Origin of the sequence: Chryseobacterium sp. OV279, assembly GCF_900128945.1 — a bacterium.
GTDB lineage: Bacteria > Bacteroidota > Bacteroidia > Flavobacteriales > Weeksellaceae > Chryseobacterium.
In genome coordinates this window covers 593718-610976 of sequence record NZ_FQUD01000003.1, presented here as the reverse complement: position 1 = coordinate 610976, position 17259 = coordinate 593718, and the positions used below count along the sequence as shown (strand labels likewise).

Below are 17259 nucleotides of genomic sequence, written 5' to 3'. Positions count from 1 at the left end.
ATAAAGCCAGTTATCCCAATGAAAAAATCGGAAGCCACCCGCCTGAATATCCTCCAGAAAGCCTTTGAACTGATCTATGTGAAAGGATATAAAACCACCAGCGTTGATGAGATCATTGCCACTACACAGGTGACAAAAGGGGCCTTCTATTACCATTTTAAAACGAAAGATGAAATGGGACTAGCCATCATCAATGAACTTCTGAAAACCAACTTCAGAAGCACTTTTATTGAACCTCTCGAAAATACGGATCATCCGTTGGAAAGTATTTATCAGCTGGTTTACGGGATCTTAATGGAGAACGATCTCCTAAAGGTTGAATACGGCTGCCCTACTTCCAATTTAACCCAGGAAATGGCTCCCTGGCATATGGATTTTACCAGAGCACTGAACGAGCTTGCAGAACGCTGGGAAAATGCGATGATCACCTGTATCGAAAACGGAAAGAAAGAAGGTTCGGTAAAAGAACAGGTAGATGCCAAAGAAGTGGCCGTTTTTGTGATGTCCGGGTATTGGGGCGTAAGAAATTTAGGAAAACTGGAGAATTCAAAGTCGGTGTATCTTATTTATTTAAAAGGACTTAAGAATTATTTTCAATCACTGGAATAATTTTTTCTTAAAAAACATACTAGTTGGTATGTTTTTATTATATCTTTGGTGCGTTCAAAAAAGTCATCCATGTACCAGACCCTTACCTTTTTGCACTCCACATTCCGGTGGATCGTTTTATTAAGCCTTGTTTATGCCTTATGGCGAGCTTATAGAGGATATTTTCATCATAAAACATTTTCCAACACAGATGACTCAGTCAGACACTGGACAGCAACCATTGCTCATATCCAGCTGATATTAGGGACCATTCTCTATGTTAAAAGTCCAATCGTTAAGTATTTCTGGAAGAATTTCAGTGAAGCCAAAGAATCTCTGGACCTGCTTTTTTTCGGACTGATTCACATTTCCCTTATGATTACCGCTATTGTACTGATTACGATTGGTTCCGCATTAGCCAAAAGAAAACCTACAGACCGGCAAAAATTCAAAACGATGCTTATATGGTTCGCAGTGGCTCTTGCTGTTATTTTTATAGCGATTCCCTGGCCGTTTTCTCCTTTTGTCAACAGACCTTATTTCAGATAATTATGATACATTTATTAAAAACAAAAATCGGACGCCTGAGAATTCTGGCCATTCTGGAAGGAATCTCTCTGCTGACCCTCGTATTCATTGCCGTTCCCATGAAATACTGGCTTGGAAATCCTGCACTTGTTAAGATGATGGGACCCATCCACGGAACTTTATTTCTCCTTTTCCTGTTTAATACGTTAAGCGTAGGCGTTGAGCAGCACTGGAAGTTTAAGGAAACCACCTGGAAAGTGATTCTCGCTTGTTTTATTCCTTTCGGGACTTTTTATATTGACAGCAAAATTCTGAGTAAACTATGAAAACGATACTGATATTTTTCGGAGCAGCACTAACCATCTATGTCTTATACCGAATTTACAAATATCAGACTTTAGATGACGGCTTGGATCAATTGATTAAAAAAGAGGCTATCATTCTCGATGTAAGAACCGAGAAAGAATATGAAATGGGACATATTGAAGGCTCAGTAAATATTTCTTTGGGAACCATCAGAGAAAGATATGTTGAACTGGATCGTGAAAAAACGTATATCACGGTATGTTCCCACGGACTTCGAAGCGTAAAAGCTGAAAATATTTTAAAAGAAAGAGGATTTAAGCATGTGCATAACGGCGGTGCCTGGACTGATCTTCATGGATTGATAAAGTAAGGAAGTTGGTCATTATTGAGATTGAACTTCTAGCAATAACCATGTCAAGGTTTAAAACCTTGACATGGTTAACTTCCATCCTCCCTCTTCCAGCTTCCAGACTATATAGCACGATCCTTCATCCAAACTACTTTCTGTTCAGAATGATGCTCCCTACCAATAATGTCACGGTACAGTTCCGGTCGTCTCGCTTTTACATATCGGCTTCCACCGGCCTGGGTAAGTTTTTCAGGCGTAAAAACAGCAGTTTCAAAACTGTCATCGAACGAACGGCATTCCGCAACGATATCTCCAAAAGGATCAATGATCATCGAACAACCATTCTTCAACTGATCATCATCCATCCCGATCGGATTGGAGAAAACAGCATAAATTCCGTTGTCATAAGCTCTGGCAGGCAGCCATTTCATCAGCCAGTCGCGTCCTTTCATTCCGTCAAATTCCAGGCGGAGTGATGTAGGATCAGCTTCTCTGTTCTGCCATAATTCAGGATCTACAAATCCGGCTCCCGGCCTTGTGGAAGGCGTACACATCGTCACATGCGGCATAAAAATAATATCTGCCCCTAAAAGTCTCGTAGCTCTTACATTTTCAACGATATTGTTGTCATAGCAGATTAGTATTCCGCATTTCCAGCCATGAATTTCAAAAACACAGTACTCGTTTCCGGGCGTTAGATTTGGATTGATAAATGGGTGAAGTTTTCTGTATTTGGCTTTCAGTCCTGTTTTATCTACACAAACGTAAGCCTTGAAAATATGATCATTTTCGTCTTTTTCAAATAATCCTGCCAAAACAGTAATATCATGCTTCGTTGCAATTTGCTGCAATCTTTGGATGCTTTTTCCATCAGGAATGAATTCTGCGACGTCCAGAAGCTGGTCTTTGGTCAGATTTCGGGCAAAAGTGTAGCCTGTAATTGAACATTCATGAAAAACAATGACTTGTGATCCTTTTGAAGCGGCTTCTGCAGCTAATTTTTCTATAACTGATAGATTATATTCTTTGTCACCGCTTTTATTTTCGAACTGGGCGGTGGAAACTTTGAGATTGTCCATTCTTTTTTTCTGCAAAGCTAGCAGGCACAAACATCCAAAGATTGTACAAAACCGACATTCACTAGGTAAACGGAATTTCGATAAAATTCACAGCCAGCTTATTTTCAGTTTTCAGATACTGACCGGGTGTCAATCCAATTGTATTTTTAAATTCCCTGATCAGATGGGATTGGTCTGAATATCCTGCTTCGTAGGAAAGACTGGCAATGCTGTTCTGATCTGTACTGTTTTTCATCAGACTTAAAAAATGATGAAGACGGATAATGGTACTGTATTTTTTGGGGGATATGCCGATGTTTTCTTCAAACTTTCTTTCAAGATGGCGCTCAGAATATCCTGTGAAATGTTCCAGTTCTTTCAGAGATAAAGCTCCCTTGTTTTGAAGCATATATTGCTGAACCTTCATAAGCCATGAATCCGGATTGTTTTTTTTTGAAATTAGCTTCGTGAAATAGGTATTCAGGGCCGCTATTATGGATTGCGGATCTTCTTTATTGTCCAGCTTTTCCTGAAATGGCAGCAACTGATCTTTTAAAATATCCGAAGCCGAAACGATTTCATTTTTAATGTCTTTGGCAGCCACATCAAACAGCAGATTGAAAAAATAAGGCTGAAAAACGACTGCCAGTAAGGAAAATCGACCTTTTGTACTTAAATCTTTATACTTGGTAGGCTGCCCGTAAAAAAAGGATAATGGCAGATTGCTATCCTGCCCGTCACGCATATTCATATCCGAAGAGATGATTAAGCCTGTATTTCCATCAGCAAATAAGCGCAGATTTTTAGTCATATCTTCCGGATTTTCTAAGAAGATATAGTGCTTGATGTAGTTGGCTAACTGTTTGGGGGGAGAAATCTGCATGATTATAATTTAAGTTTTTTTATAATCCACGGTAAGGTAAGTCCCTGTCCTAAAAGCGAAATCAGCACAACCGCTATGGATAAAAAGACAATTTCACTACGTAAGGGAAAAGGTTCACCGTCATTTAATGTGGCCGGAAGACCCAGCGCAATGGCTAATGAAACAATGCCACGCATCCCTGACCAGGTAATGATAAAGCTTGTTTTGGAATCAAATAAAGCTTCTTCGCTGATTTTTCTTTTTCCCTGAAAGGCTTTCTGAAGATTAAACTGCTGCAAATAGACCCTTGCCATTCTGATCAGTAAAGTCACCAGTACAATAACGACAGCATATCCGGCATAAGTCCAGACCTGAATATGAGGTATTTTCTTGAGGATAATCGGAAATTCCAGACCGATTAATAAAAATATCAATCCATTCAGAAGGAAAATAATGATGTCCCAGAAATTTCTGGACTGCTCCTTCACGTGATCCGGAAATTTATTTCTGCTCAGTTTAGACATTCCCAAACCGAGCACAACCACTGCAATCACGCCTGATACTCCGAAATGTTCTGCAATAAGATAAGTAACGAAAGGCATGAGAAGAATCAAGCTGTTCACCACCATCGCATCCTTACGAAAGAAACCGATGGTAAGAGCCAATGCTTTAAAAATAACCCACCCGACCAAAAGACCGCCTCCTAAAACGACAAAAAACTCCAGTGAGGCTTTCCACGTAACAAAGGTAATTCCCGTAACTGCAGCTACTGCAAAACGATACGCAACCAAAGCCGAAGCATCATTGATCAGGCTTTCCCCTTCCAGAATCGTCATGGTTCTGTGAGACAGCCCCAATCCTTTTGTGACCCCAACCGCAGCTACAGCATCCGTAGCGGACAGAATAGAACCCAATACAAAAGCCAGTGGCCAGGTCATTCCCGGAATTAAATAATACGCAATAACTGCAATTCCGGCTGTCGTTAAAAATACCAGTCCTATAGCCAGTGTCCCGATGGTATTGATATTGGTTTTAAACTGCTGAAAAGAAATATTAAAGGCCGCATCGTACAAAAGCGGTGGCAGAAAAAGCAGCATAATGATCTCGGGATTGATCTCAATTTCAGGCATTGCAGGAACAAAACCGATCATAATGCCAACTATTAAAAGCAGCATCGGTACCGGGATTTTTATTTTACCCGCCAAACCGGATATCCCGATCATTAAGGCCATGATCACTAAAATGACTGCGTAGTTCTCCATCAGATTTTATCGTATTGAAATGGTTCGAATCCCTTTTGAGAGAGGTTCTACCAACAAAAATAATTATTTCTGACGAGCACAAGTCTTTTTTCCGACTTAAATCTATCCGTATCTTCATTCTAATCATTTTGTAAACAAACAAAACTGTGGTAAACTGGTATATTTAATGAGTATTTTTTTACAGAAATATCCTTTTTGGTTAGATTTTTGAACTAAACAAGGCAACAAATGCTGTATTGCATTTCTATTCTAAAATTCCAATCACTAAAATATAGTATTATGTCAACAAAAAATTTAACCCACCTCGAGGCCATTAAAAAGATCCAGGAACTGTCTGAAAAGGCAAGAATATGTATGTTCTGTACCGAACTCGGAACCACACCTCTGAATTCCCGGCCTATGACGCTTCAGGAAACGGATGACAGCGGAAATCTATGGTTCATCAGCAGTGCAACCAGCAATAAGAATTTTGAGATCAAAGATGACCGGAACGTACAGCTTTTCTTTATGAACAACAGCGATTCTCAATATCTGTCGGTTTATGGACAGGCTTCTGTTTATAAGGACAAAGCTACGATTGAAGAAAAATGGTCGCCAATGGCTAAAGCATGGTTTGACGGAAAAGATGATCCGGATGTAAGTATCATTCGTGTAGAACCCAAAGAAACGTACTACTGGGATACCAAAGCAGGAAAACTGGTCAGCCTGTTCAGTTTTGTAGCTTCAGCGCTAACAGGCATTAAAACCAATAACTCCGATGGCGTAGAAGGAAATGCCGTCGTATAAAATAAAGTTGGCTGAGGATTTCCTCAGCCAACTTTTCTACAACATAAATATTAAACTGACATTAAAAAACTGGTGACTTCGGGAGCCTAAGCCTCCATTTTTTTTCACTTTTTCACATACCCTGAAATTGATTAATTGACCAAGGTTTTAATGATACTTCTAAGTTCTTCCGTTTCTTTTTCGGACAGAGGTTTCAGCGGGCTTCTTAAGCTTCCTCCTTCTTCACCTAAAATATTCAGACCTGCTTTTACCGCTCTTGGAAGGCCTTTGTTCACGATGAATTTTAAAAGATCAAACTGTCTGTAGAAAACTTCTTGTGCTTTCTCCAGATCCCCTTCTTCAATAGCTTTATACAAACCAACATTAAGTTCAGGAATCAGATTGGGTGCCGCAGTACACCAGCCTCTTGCTCCGGCAGTGAATGCAGCCAGCGCTAATGGATTGGATCCGTTGTAGAAGGCCGTTTCCTCCCCCAGTTCTTTTCTCAGATAATGCATTCTCTGGATATCTCCCGTACTTTCTTTGATCATAGTAACATTGGAAATCTCCAAAAGCCTTTTCAAAAGTGTCGGAGACATATCTACTCCACTGGTTGCCGGATTGTTATAAGCCATGATAGGAATTGAAATTTTACTGGCTACTGCGTCATAATGGGCTACGATCTCGTCATCGGTTAGCTTCCAGTAGCTCATTGGAATGATCATCACAGCATCGGCACCTGCTTTTTCTGCAAACTGAGCATGATGAACAGTCTTTTCTGTGGTAAGGTTGGATACCCCTACCAATGTGGGCACTCTTCCTTTAGTCTGTTGTATTGAGGCTTCTGTGATCGCTTCTTTTTCTTCATCAGACAGGTAGGGCATTACTCCTGTACTTCCCAACGGAGCAATTCCGTGGCTTCCTGAAACGATGAGTCTTTCTACAAGTTTTTTAAAAAGAGGAATATCTACTTTCTCATTCTGGTCAAAAGGCGTAATGGGATAAGCAATAATGCCTTTGAATGGAACATTTTTCATGTTTTATTTTTTTAAATTAAATGATAACTGAGATTAGGGATTAGGGATTAGGGATTAGGGAAAATTCTTTATTTCCTATTTAAAAAGTGTTTGGTTGGATATGAATGAAGCCGATCAAAGCTTTCTTCTGAATCTTAAATTGAATCCACCTAACCCCTAAATCTTATCCTTAGACTTAATCTTAACCTTCGAATTCTACAGGTCTCTTCCTTCTTCTTCTCTCAGTGCAACGCCTAAGTTCTGAAGCTGTGGAGCATTTTCGCAGGCTAAATATTTTGCAGATTCTGTATCACTAAGATTCTGGTGTTTATGCCAAGCCCAGGAAGGAATATAAACTGCGTCTCCTGCTTCCCAATGTACTCTCTCGTCCTCTACTTCTGTCCATCCTTTCCCTTCGATTACATACAGTACCGTTTCATACGTGTGACGGTGTCTATTGGTCTGCTGCCCCGGAGTTAATCCACCAATCGTCATACTTACATTTTTGCTTGGAAGGTCTACAAAGAAAACCGGGTGCTTTCTTTCCGTTGAAAATTGATTGTGCTCCCCTGCATTTTCTACATTTTTATGAATCAAATGGCTGGGTTTTACGTACTTTGGTCTTGCGAATGTTTCGTGAAAGTCTTTTGAACTGAAATCTTTTTTGTCCATGATGTTTTAAATTTTAATTGTTTGTGCGTTATTGCATGACAAAATTACCTTATCTTTGGACTGTTTAAATGATTCAGTTTTTACATAAACAGGTAGTCCAGATGCTTCGTCCTTGGAAATTAGAACTTGAAATAGATAAAGAGCTTGAAAAAGCCGTGTATCTGCAGATCGCGGATACCATCATTGCGGATATACGTTCCGGAAGACTCAATGCCGGGGATGCACTTCCCGGAAGCCGAAATCTTGCTTTAATGCTGAAGATCAACAGAAATACGGTGGTGGAAGCCTATCAGGTGCTCATCAATGAAGAATGGGTGATCTCCAAAGAAAGAAAAGGAATCTTCGTATCTGACAAACTTCCAGTTGTACAGGAAAGGCAAAGCATAAGGGATCCTGAGGCTGAAGAGGCTTCGTTCGCTTTAAGCAAGCCTATGATCAATTTTGATGATGGTCATCCCGACAGTAAAATAGCGCCCGTAACAGAACTCGCCCGTGCTTACCGCCAAATCTTTAACAGGAAAGCAAAGTGGCAGATGATGGGCTACGGCAATGAACACGGCGATATTGAATTCCGGAAAACCATTTCCCAGATGCTGAACCACCAGCGGGGAATGCATATCAATGAAAATGAAATTTCAATCACGAGGGGAAGCCAGATGGCGATGTTTCTGACCGCTCAATGTCTGTTAAAACCCGGAGATCAGGTTATTGTAGAAAATCCGGGGTACAAACCCGCCTGGAAAGCCTTTGAATATGCCGGGGCAGAACTTCTTCCGGCAGCAGTAGATGAAGAAGGGATTGTTACTAAAGACATTGAAAAGCTTTTAACAGAAAATAAAAATGTAAAAGCGATTTATATTACGCCTCACAGACAATATCCTACAACGGTTACTTTAAGTTTAGCACGAAGACTGGAATTAATTGAATTATCCAACAAACATGGAATGACCATCATTGAAGATGATTATGACAATGAGTTTCATTTTGGATACCGCCCTATCCTTCCGGTTTCCAGCTTTGATGAACTCAACAGCTATGTGTATGTGGGTACACTGAGTAAAGTAGTGGCTCCTGCCCTGCGGATCGGCTATCTGGCATCCAAAGATCCTAATTTGATTCAAAAAATAGGAGACTTGAGGAAGATTATTGATGTTCAGGGTGATGTCATTATGGAACAAGCCGTACTGCAGCTCATTAAAGAAGGTACTGTTAAAAAGCACATTAAAAAAGCCACCGTCCATTACAGAAATAAAAGGGATCTGGTGAACAGTTTTTTAGAAAAGCACTTGAAAGATGTCGCCGATTTTACACTTCCTGAAGGAGGTCTTGCCTTTTGGATTGTCCCGAAAGAAAATCTGGATTGGGATGCTATAACGGCTTCACTGCTTGAAAAAAGCATCAACATCATCCATCCAAAGCAATACAGTTCTGATCGTATTATCAACGGATTCAGACTTAGTTATGGATCTCTTTCCGAAGAACAGTTGGAGGATAGTATAAAAATCATTTCAAAAGTTCTGCAATTTCATACAGGCCGGATAAAATAATTTTATATTTCCAGGTTTTGGCTAAAGCCGTTGTAAGGAGTTTTTTTATTGTTTAGATGGGCTAAAGCCCATCCCTATTGAATATTTAGGAGTGTAATTAGAAATGAAAATCTGCTTTATCTGCCAAATTTGCGAGAAATTAAAATGAAATAAATTCTACATTTAGTGGTTTTGGCTAAAGCCATTGTAAGGAGTTTCCTATTGTTCAGATGGGCTAAAGCCCATCCCTATTGAATATTTAGAAGGTAATCAGAAATAAAAAAATCTGCTCTATTTGCCAGATCAGCGAGAGATTAAAATGAAGTTCTCAGTTCATTTTTCCCGCAGATTAAGCAAATAAAGCAGATTTGTATCGATTTATAAGTGATTTATTCCACTTCAAAAATAGCCTGAATTTCCACCGAAGAATTCACAGGAATAGAGGAAGCTCCCAGAGTCGCTCTCGCATGTTTCCCTTTTTCTCCCAGGATTTCTACCGTCAGGTCTGAAGCTGTATTCATAAGGTCTGCGTGTTTTGTATAATCATCTTTTGTATTAAAGATTCCTGTAAGTTGCACACATTGTTTTACTTTATTAAGATCACCGCCTACCGCTTCTTTTAAAACGGCGATAACGTTCAGCATCGTAGCTTTTGTAGCTTCTTTAACCTGTTGTTCATTTACTTCAACGCCTAATTTTCCCGGGTTTAAAATTTTTCCGTCTTTTAAAGCCACCTGGTTGATAAATACCAGATTTCCGGAACGTACATAAGGCTTATAATTTCCAGCTGGCTGGGGAACTTTTGGAAGGGTAATGTTTTTCTGTTTCAATAGAGCGTTGATATCTTCGGATTTTTCTACAGGAGCAACTGCTGTCACTTTTTTGCTGAATGTTCCTTTTAAAGCTAAAGCTGTTTTAGCAAAATTACTTCCCTGAAGTTCTGCCAGCGCGCGTTCATCTTTTGTGGGTCTTTCCACATCTTTCAGTGAAGCCATGCTTGTCACGCCTAAAACCGTATTACCCTGAGGAATCGCTTTATTAATACTTTCAGTTCCTCTGATTCCGTTGGAAACCAATACCATTCCATGAACGGCTAACGTATTCCAGAATGCATTAAGCGCCAGTTCTTTTCCTGCACCACTTCCTGCAGACATAAAAACGGTTGCGGGCATTCCTTCCAGCGCATGATTGGTCCATAAATTAACGGTCTTCGATAAGAATTCACTCATTCCTGTACTGATATTCCCGAAATAAATGGGTGATCCAAAAGCGATCCCGTCATAAGAAGGCAATTCTTCCACCGATGCTACAGGGATATTTTTCAGTTTTGAGTTTTGTGATTCTTTGACTTGTTTAATGACCGCCGTAGCATTTTTGCTGCTTTCGATGCCGGTTGCTATTTCTTTAGCCAATTCATAGGTTCCTCCATTATCCGAATGAATGAGGACCAGTATTTTAGATTTATTTTCCTGTGCCATGATTGTGGTGATTTTTAATAATAAAATTAATACAAAAACCGTACTTAGTTTTTTCATTTTTAATAGATAAATAATTACCATACAAAATTAGTATTGTCGTTTTTATTAACTTTGCCAAAAATTCTATGCAGAACGACATCATAAAATGTGGTTTAACGGAACAGAGTGACAGCCGATTTGTAGATACCATCGGAAAAGAAGCGTATGTCTGGAGTGAAAAAGACTGGAAGCATGATGATCATGAACATGCCCATCAACGTGCTCAGCTTACCTTTGTGGAAGAAGGTTATCAGTATTTCCATATTGATCGGAAGATCTATCTTGTGCCTCAGTATCATGTGATTTGGGTTCCCTCAGGAAAGGCCCACAGAATCTCTTCAGAAGCAAAAACGGTCAATCTGATGGTTTTCTTATTTAAAACTGTTTTTGAGGATGATTTCTACCGGAATGTTCATGTTTTTGCAGTTCCACCCGTTTTGAAGGAAATGCTTTTGTATGCTTCCAAGTGGAATCAGCTGATAGAAGAAGATGAAGAGCAGGATCTGTTTTTTAAAGCCATTTTGAAAAGTCTACCCAATTTCTGCAGAGAAAGTAGTTATCTTGAAATCCCTGTTCCGTCGGATGCAAGACTCATTCCCGTTTGTACGTATATCAATACCAATTTTAAATACAGCCTGAATGCTGATGAACTGGCAGAAAAGGCTCAAATGTCTGTCCGAAGTCTTCAGAGAATATTTAAGAATGAAACGGGAATTACCCTTCAGAAATACCATCAGCTTGTAAGAATTCTGAAAAGTATTGAGCTTATCGATACCGGAAACTTTACATTAAGCCAGATCGCTTACAAAGTGGGTTACCAGAGTTTATCAGCGTTTACCTCTTCTTATTATGCCATTATGAAATCTAAACCTAAAGTAAAAAAAGTAAGTTAAGGCGTTTCATCATGTGCCATATCTACCGGCTTAGATTCAGGCGATCCTTTTTCACGAAGCCAAATAGAGAGAATAACAATAGAGAAAACCGCCAGAAATTCACTTTGCCAGTTCTGAAAAGATTCAAACCAAAACCGGGAGTCTGATATATAGTGCATAGCGGAAACCGTGGGTTCATGCTTTACCATCTGTTCTTCATTATAGTCTTTGAGACTGCCATAAAAGTGCATTCCAAAGCTTGCCAGAAACAAAAGGGCAAATGCTAAGGATAAGGAATGTTTGTATAGAGCAAGCCACATTCCGCCTTTCTTAACCGGCCATGGAGCTTTTGCATGAGGGTGCGGTTCTTTGTCCACGTCTTCTTTTTCCTCCAGAGATTTTGATTCACTGGAACCTTTTTGTCTTAAAGAAACAGTGAGGACAATATACAGCATCATCTGGAGGAATTCGCTTTCCCAGTTCTCAAATGTAGCCTGTATAAAATGTCCGCTGTGAATATAGTCACCCAGACTGAGCATAGAGCTTCCCTGTTCTGCCAGTTCTTTATTCAGCGTTTTCCATCCTGTAAAAAACTGTCCCAACAGACAGATAAGCATCAATCCAAGAACAACAATACTCAAACTGTTACGGTAAAAGAAACCTTTTTTGGACATGGTAATGAACTTAAAGTTTAACATTAAATTCAGTATGTAGATCTCTGAATTTTTGAGACTGATCTGCCTTACTTTCTTAATGAAATTATTTTAAAATCAACAGCTGATTGATCTCACTTTTAAAACAACCTAAAATAAACTCCGTATAATACATCTGGGCATTCAAAGCCTGTGTTTTGGGATGCAATTCCAGTTTTTTGGTGAGAATAACCTCTCCTTTATATGAAAATGAGAAATACGCGAAAATTTTGTACAATGATTTTCTTATCGGAGTACAATATCCCGTAGTGGCAATGGACCAGTCGGAATTAAAGAGTTTAGCGACATTCAGAGCCATCGTTTTGGCAACATTCTCTGATACACAGTCGCAGTCCTGGGCTTCCTCTCTGTCAACCTGCAAAAGCTCTACTTTCTGAGGCAGTGTATAAGTGGTCATCCCTCCTTTGAAAAATAAAGAAGCATTGGGCATCTGTGAAAAAGCCAGCTGAAGGCATCCTGAAGTAACACTTTCTGCGACCGAGATGGTTTCACCTGCGGTCAGAAGCGACTGGCTGATATATTCTAAAAGATTTTTTTGAAATTCCATAATTTTAAATATTTAGTGATGTGAAGGTGTCTGTGGTATCTACGCGTTTCTTTCCCGTTCAAGATCCCAAACCCTGTGTTTGGAAACAGCTTTGATAAACTGCTGATCAGAATTGTTATCTTTCCAGATCACAACTGCCGGATCTTCATGCTTTTTCTGGGCTATATTGCTATTGTTATAAAGTTGTTCCGTCTCTGCTCCAAAATAGACGGCTTTACAGTGTTTATAAGCTTCATTGATGAATTGCAGCACATGATGTTTGTTCTCAGGAGCCATAAGTTCTTTTGTTGATTTTTCTCCGGCACCAATGTATAAGGCATCAAAGCATACACTGGCAATACTGGTAAGTGAATGTTTCGGCGTAAGGGATGATCCTTCTTTGGTTTTAACGGGAGCAACACTTGGGGCAATCAGCTCTACTTTTGCTCCTTCCGATTCAAGTTTTGATTTTAAATCATTAATTGCATTTCCGTCCGTCCCATTGGCTATGATGAAACCTATCTTCCTGCTTTTAATGGTATCTTTAACCGTATCTTTCATACTCAGCGCATCAGAAATCTTAGTTTTAGGCTCTTTTTCTTCGCTCTGAAGTTCAGCTGGATTTGCGTCTGCCGGTATACTTTGGTTCGGTTCTTTCAGTTTTTTAACTTTCACGCCTACTTTATCCGCTACTTTCTGAGCCAGAGTTTTATCAATAAAAGCAAGCTGTCCTACCATTCTTTCACGGATCTCCGGAATCGTTACTTTTGAAAGTTCAAAAATAAGAGCATTCTGAAGGTGAGTCTGTTCAGGAGCCGACTGGCTATTGTAAAATAATTTGGCCTGTGAATAATGATCCACAAAACTCTCACTTCTTCTTCTGACCTTTTCACCGGAAACCCTTTCTTCCTGAGAAACAAATCCTCCTTCAGACATCATCGCCTGATAAGGACATCCTCCTCCGATTGAATTGGGTTCATAGCTTACTTTTCCTTTTACAATCTGCTGTCTCATATGCCCGTCACGCTGGTTGTTGTGAACGGTATTCACAGATCTGTTGATCGGGATCTCATGGAAATTAGGTGATCCCAATCTGGATAACTGGGTATCGGTATAGGAAAACAATCTTCCCTGGAGCAGAGGGTCATTGGTAAAATCAATCCCGGGAACAAGGTGTCCTGGATGAAAAGCTACCTGCTCAGTTTCAGCAAAAAAGTTGTCCGGATTTCTGTTCAGCGTTAAAGTTCCAAAAATTTCTACGGGAACTTCTTCCTCAGGAATTAATTTGGTAGGATCCAGAAGATCAAAATCAAATAGATGTTCGTCTTCTTCCGGGATCAGCTGTACACCGAAATCCCATTCCGGAAAAGCTCCACTTTCAATGGCTTCCCATAAATCTCTTTTATGAAAATCAGGATCCACTCCGGATATTCTCTGAGCCTCGTCCCAAGCTACAGAATGCACTCCCAGTTTCGGTTTAAAATGAAACTTAACGAAATGTACTTTACCTTCTTCATTAATGAATTTAAAGGAATGTACCCCGAAACCTTCCATCATTCTTAAACTTCTTGGAATGGCTCTGTCACTCATCACCCACATGATCATGTGCATGCTTTCGGGCATCAGCGAAATAAAGTCCCAGAAGGTGTCATGTGCAGAAGCTGCCTGTGGCATTTCATTGTCAGGTTCCGGTTTTACGGCATGGATCAGGTCAGGAAATTTCATCGCATCCTGTATAAAAAAGACAGGCACATTATTACCTACAAGGTCATAATTTCCTTCTTCCGTATAAAATTTAATCGCAAAACCTCTTACGTCTCTTGCCAGATCAGTGCTTCCTTTACTTCCGGCTACTGTTGAAAATCTTACAAAAACAGGAGTTTCATCTCCTACATTATTCAAAAATTTGGCTTTGGTATACGCTTTAAGACTTTTGTTAAGCTTAAAAAGCCCATGAGCCCCCGAACCACGGGCATGAACTACTCTTTCAGGAATTCTTTCATGATCAAAATGGGTAATTTTTTCCCTCAAAATGAAATCTTCCAGCAGTGTGGGACCTCTGTCTCCGGCTTTTAATGAGTCCTGATTGTTGTTAATCCTGAGTCCCTGATCGGTTGTCAGTTTCTCATTTTCATTAGAGGTACTGTGTGTATTCAGCTGGTCTAACTTTTTATTCTTTTGGGTGTCGTTTTTCATATCAATTTTTTGGGTGGTGTGAAGGGTAAAAAGTCAAACAGTATGGATGAGATGTTTATTCCGTCCCTATCCTGTCTTTTTCTAAAGTATTCAGGAGTCTGTTCAGGCATTCTTCTTCTTTTAATACTTTGTAATATGCTGTTTTGGCATATAAAGTAAAAGACGAATTTTCAATTTTAATTTCTGTATCCACTGGTGTTGGAGATACTGTTTTTTCGCCGTGGTATTCACGGATATTCAGAATATACTCTTTGATGTAAGTGTCGATCACATTTTTCAGAATATCGCACTTGGCATTGTTTTTTATCTTTTCCAATGATTTGATCAGAAAAGCAGTGACTCCGTAGGAATTGATAACGCTGGGGAATAACGATTCATTCTCCAGCATATTGTTTTTATCATTCAGCCCGGAATGTTTTAAAGTGTCGTTTTCAAATATCATATGCTCATCGGTTATTAGTTATCGGAAATCTTTAAATATTTCTCAAAATAATGAAGGTCCTCTTTGTCTTTGATCGAAAGATAGAACATAATCTGTTCCGGCTCTTTCAGTCCTATGCTGCTGAAACTGTCAAAATGGGCAATAACGGCCTGAATATTTTCAATCTCAATGTCTTTTAAAATAACAAACAGCAGAAAAATATTATCCTTAATCTCCTTCGCGTATACAGCCGCTCCGTCCTCAAACCAGTTTCCTTTATGGGGCACTTTGATGAAGTCTTTGTGCTTCAGGGTCTTTACTATTTTCTGACAGTCCATATCTGAGTATCGTGGTTTATTGGGTTTTCAGATCAACTTATACAGTTTATTCTGAACCAACTTTCTTATTTCAATTCAACCTTTCAGGACAGTGGTCGCCAAAATCTCCAGTATGCTCAACTGAATTTTTATGAGTTAATATGGAATGATGTTTGCAACCCCGCAACGGTTTGGAATCTGATCATCTCACCCGGAAAGCCTTAGCTTTCATGCTGCCCTTATTGAGGTCTTAAGAATTGTATCGAAACTTGATATCTCAAATATACGCTGAAATAATTCACTTTTTTATGACCTGGATCATAATGGATTCCTATTAATAAACAATTTTCCTGTTTTCAATCGTAATATTTCCTTCCTTTTCCATCTTTTTTAAAGCTCTGATTACTGTTTCTACCCGAAGCCCTACCAGATTGGCGATTTGCTGTCTGGTCAGTTCTATCTGAAAACAACTTCCGCAACTGTCATCATGATAACTTTTAAGATAGTCCAGAAGTCCCTTTAGCCTTGAAATAGGATTCAATGATGCCATACTTTGCAACATAATCGCTTTAAAATAAAGTCTTTGAGACAGGCACGCATTCATTTCCAAAGAAAGATGAGGATATTTTTTGATCAGCTCTAAAAAGCGGTCCTTGGGCACCCTTACAATTTCTGCAGGACTGATACACACGGCATTGGTCGGATAAAATTTATCCACGAAAAGCAATGAATCCCCAAAGCTCTGTTTTCCTCCAAAAATATTGTGGATAAATTCTTTCCCTTCGTCATCATAATTATTGAGCTTCACTTTTCCTTCTTTGATCTGGAAATAATAAAGAGCATGGTCTCCCTCTCTATATATAAGTTCCCCTTTTTTATATGTTTTCACTTCTCCTCCCGATGAATATAACATCTCTTCGTCAATATTCATACAGCTTATTGTTTTCATACGTATCTCTTTAAAATATTTTCAATAAAAAATAGGGAATTTTATTATTGAAACCGCTTTTTTAATATAAAATTTTTCGGTCTCTAATCTGAACAATTTTATTTTTCTCCATATGCTTGATCGTTCTTATCGCTGTTTCTACCCTTAATCCTGTAAGACTGGCCATTTGTTGTCTGGTTAACGGAACCATATAGGAATAAGGACTTTCGTCTTCGTGAAAGCTTTTAAGATAATCCATCAGTCCCTTAAGTCTTGTTTCAGGATTCTGAGAAGATATATTCTGCATCATGATGAATTTGTAATAAAGCCGCTGTGATAAAAAGCTGCTGATCTCAAGGCACAACTTGGCAGATGAGTTTAATAAATTAAAAAAAGCAGACTTATGCAGCCTTAAAACCGTGCATTCCGTAAGCGCCTGGGAATTCATGGGATAAGGCTTGTCGATGAAAAGAATAGACTCTCCACAACTCTGCCCTTGCGAAAGAATGTTCTGTATAAACTCCTTTCCTTCTTCATTGTAATTGTTCAGTTTCACCTCTCCATGGGTGATCTGATAGTAATAAACCGGGCTTTCTCCCTCGTTGAACAGATAGTCCGAGGGTTTATAATGTCTGATTTCCGCCCCCGCTGAATGTAAAATATTTTCGTCGATAACCATGATAGTTTTTATTTAAGTTTTCTACAATCCTTCTCAATCTTTTCTTAGTAAAAATTTCATTGGGAACTTGGTTCTGTATAGCGCATGCAAATATTGAACCTTATCGATTGCACGAAACGTTAAATAAAGTTAAAATAATTACTAAAATTTATTATAAT

General features: G+C 39.2%; 20 protein-coding genes. 7 read left to right on the top strand and 13 right to left on the bottom strand.

Annotated elements, in window-relative coordinates:
- The first annotated feature begins 18 nt into the window (after positions 1–18).
- From BUA72_RS15165 to BUA72_RS15150, 4 genes are all read left to right on the top strand, one after another.
- Positions 19–609 (top strand): TetR/AcrR family transcriptional regulator, encoded by a 591-nt coding sequence (locus tag BUA72_RS15165; protein WP_072923678.1) that lies wholly within the window; start codon positions 19–21, stop codon positions 607–609.
- 69 nt (positions 610–678) lie between these two features.
- Positions 679–1137 (top strand): hypothetical protein, encoded by a 459-nt coding sequence (locus BUA72_RS15160; RefSeq protein ID WP_072923677.1) that lies wholly within the window; start codon positions 679–681, stop codon positions 1135–1137.
- Positions 1138–1139: 2 nt separating this feature from the next.
- The gene (locus BUA72_RS15155; RefSeq protein WP_072923675.1) at positions 1140–1442 is read left to right on the top strand and encodes a DUF3817 domain-containing protein; all 303 of its coding nucleotides are present in this window, start codon (positions 1140–1142) and stop codon (positions 1440–1442) included.
- Entirely contained in the window at positions 1439–1792 is a 354-nt protein-coding gene (locus BUA72_RS15150) for a rhodanese-like domain-containing protein (protein ID WP_072923674.1), read from the top strand. The genes BUA72_RS15155 and BUA72_RS15150 overlap by 4 nt, the downstream gene beginning before the upstream one ends.
- A gap of 101 nt (positions 1793–1893) precedes the next feature.
- Here BUA72_RS15150 and BUA72_RS15145 read toward each other — a convergent pair whose 3' ends face one another.
- From BUA72_RS15145 to BUA72_RS15135, 3 genes are all read right to left on the bottom strand, one after another.
- Positions 1894–2850 carry a nitrilase family protein gene (locus BUA72_RS15145; RefSeq protein ID WP_072923672.1) on the bottom strand — a complete coding sequence of 319 codons (957 nt, stop codon included), beginning with the start codon at positions 2848–2850 and terminating at the stop codon, positions 1894–1896.
- 61 nt (positions 2851–2911) lie between these two features.
- On the bottom strand, positions 2912–3712 hold the full coding sequence (locus BUA72_RS15140; RefSeq protein WP_072923670.1) for an AraC family transcriptional regulator: 801 nt from the start codon (positions 3710–3712) through the stop codon (positions 2912–2914).
- A gap of 2 nt (positions 3713–3714) precedes the next feature.
- Positions 3715–4953, bottom strand: coding sequence for a Na+/H+ antiporter (locus BUA72_RS15135; RefSeq protein WP_072923668.1), 1239 nt, complete (start codon positions 4951–4953; stop codon positions 3715–3717).
- 279 nt (positions 4954–5232) lie between these two features.
- On the opposite strand from BUA72_RS15135, the gene BUA72_RS15130 reads away from it, so the two are divergent.
- Positions 5233–5739 (top strand): pyridoxamine 5'-phosphate oxidase family protein, encoded by a 507-nt coding sequence (locus BUA72_RS15130; protein ID WP_047455696.1) that lies wholly within the window; start codon positions 5233–5235, stop codon positions 5737–5739.
- A 131-nt stretch (positions 5740–5870) separates the two neighbouring features.
- On the opposite strand, the gene BUA72_RS15125 is transcribed toward BUA72_RS15130, so the two are convergent.
- A complete protein-coding gene (locus BUA72_RS15125; RefSeq protein WP_072923667.1) occupies positions 5871–6755 on the bottom strand; it encodes a dihydrodipicolinate synthase family protein in 885 nt (294 codons plus the stop codon).
- A 195-nt stretch (positions 6756–6950) separates the two neighbouring features.
- Entirely contained in the window at positions 6951–7406 is a 456-nt protein-coding gene (locus tag BUA72_RS15120; RefSeq protein WP_034730275.1) for a cupin domain-containing protein, read from the bottom strand.
- 101 nt (positions 7407–7507) lie between these two features.
- Here BUA72_RS15120 and BUA72_RS15115 point away from each other — a divergent pair, with 101 nt between their 5' ends.
- A complete protein-coding gene (locus BUA72_RS15115; RefSeq protein ID WP_072924123.1) occupies positions 7508–8953 on the top strand; it encodes a MocR-like pyridoxine biosynthesis transcription factor PdxR in 1446 nt (481 codons plus the stop codon).
- Positions 8954–9321: 368 nt separating this feature from the next.
- On the opposite strand, the gene BUA72_RS15110 is transcribed toward BUA72_RS15115, so the two are convergent.
- Positions 9322–10467: an Atu1372/SO_1960 family protein gene (locus tag BUA72_RS15110; RefSeq protein WP_072923665.1), complete on the bottom strand. Its 1146-nt coding sequence runs from the start codon at positions 10465–10467 to the stop codon at positions 9322–9324.
- Positions 10468–10535: 68 nt separating this feature from the next.
- On the opposite strand from BUA72_RS15110, the gene BUA72_RS15105 reads away from it, so the two are divergent.
- A complete protein-coding gene (locus tag BUA72_RS15105; RefSeq protein WP_072923663.1) occupies positions 10536–11342 on the top strand; it encodes a helix-turn-helix domain-containing protein in 807 nt (268 codons plus the stop codon).
- Here the strand turns inward: BUA72_RS15105 and BUA72_RS15100 are convergent.
- The 7 genes from BUA72_RS15100 to BUA72_RS15070 all read right to left on the bottom strand — a co-directional run bounded on the left by BUA72_RS15100 (position 11339) and on the right by BUA72_RS15070 (position 17101).
- Positions 11339–12019: a DUF6766 family protein gene (locus BUA72_RS15100; protein WP_228384079.1), complete on the bottom strand. Its 681-nt coding sequence runs from the start codon at positions 12017–12019 to the stop codon at positions 11339–11341. The two genes, BUA72_RS15105 and BUA72_RS15100, sit on opposite strands and share 4 nt — an antisense overlap.
- 61 nt (positions 12020–12080) lie before the next feature.
- Positions 12081–12581 carry a CinA family protein gene (locus BUA72_RS15095; protein ID WP_047455710.1) on the bottom strand — a complete coding sequence of 167 codons (501 nt, stop codon included), beginning with the start codon at positions 12579–12581 and terminating at the stop codon, positions 12081–12083.
- A gap of 39 nt (positions 12582–12620) precedes the next feature.
- A complete protein-coding gene (locus tag BUA72_RS15090; protein WP_072923662.1) occupies positions 12621–14756 on the bottom strand; it encodes a catalase in 2136 nt (711 codons plus the stop codon).
- 55 nt (positions 14757–14811) lie between these two features.
- Positions 14812–15198, bottom strand: coding sequence for a hypothetical protein (locus BUA72_RS15085; protein WP_047455714.1), 387 nt, complete (start codon positions 15196–15198; stop codon positions 14812–14814).
- Positions 15199–15212: 14 nt separating this feature from the next.
- A complete protein-coding gene (locus BUA72_RS15080) occupies positions 15213–15515 on the bottom strand; it encodes a hypothetical protein (RefSeq protein WP_047455716.1) in 303 nt (100 codons plus the stop codon).
- Between the two features lie 313 nt (positions 15516–15828).
- Positions 15829–16443, bottom strand: coding sequence for a Crp/Fnr family transcriptional regulator (locus BUA72_RS15075; protein ID WP_228407889.1), 615 nt, complete (start codon positions 16441–16443; stop codon positions 15829–15831).
- A 61-nt stretch (positions 16444–16504) separates the two neighbouring features.
- Positions 16505–17101: a Crp/Fnr family transcriptional regulator gene (locus tag BUA72_RS15070; protein WP_072923661.1), complete on the bottom strand. Its 597-nt coding sequence runs from the start codon at positions 17099–17101 to the stop codon at positions 16505–16507.
- Positions 17102–17259: the final 158 nt, after the last annotated feature.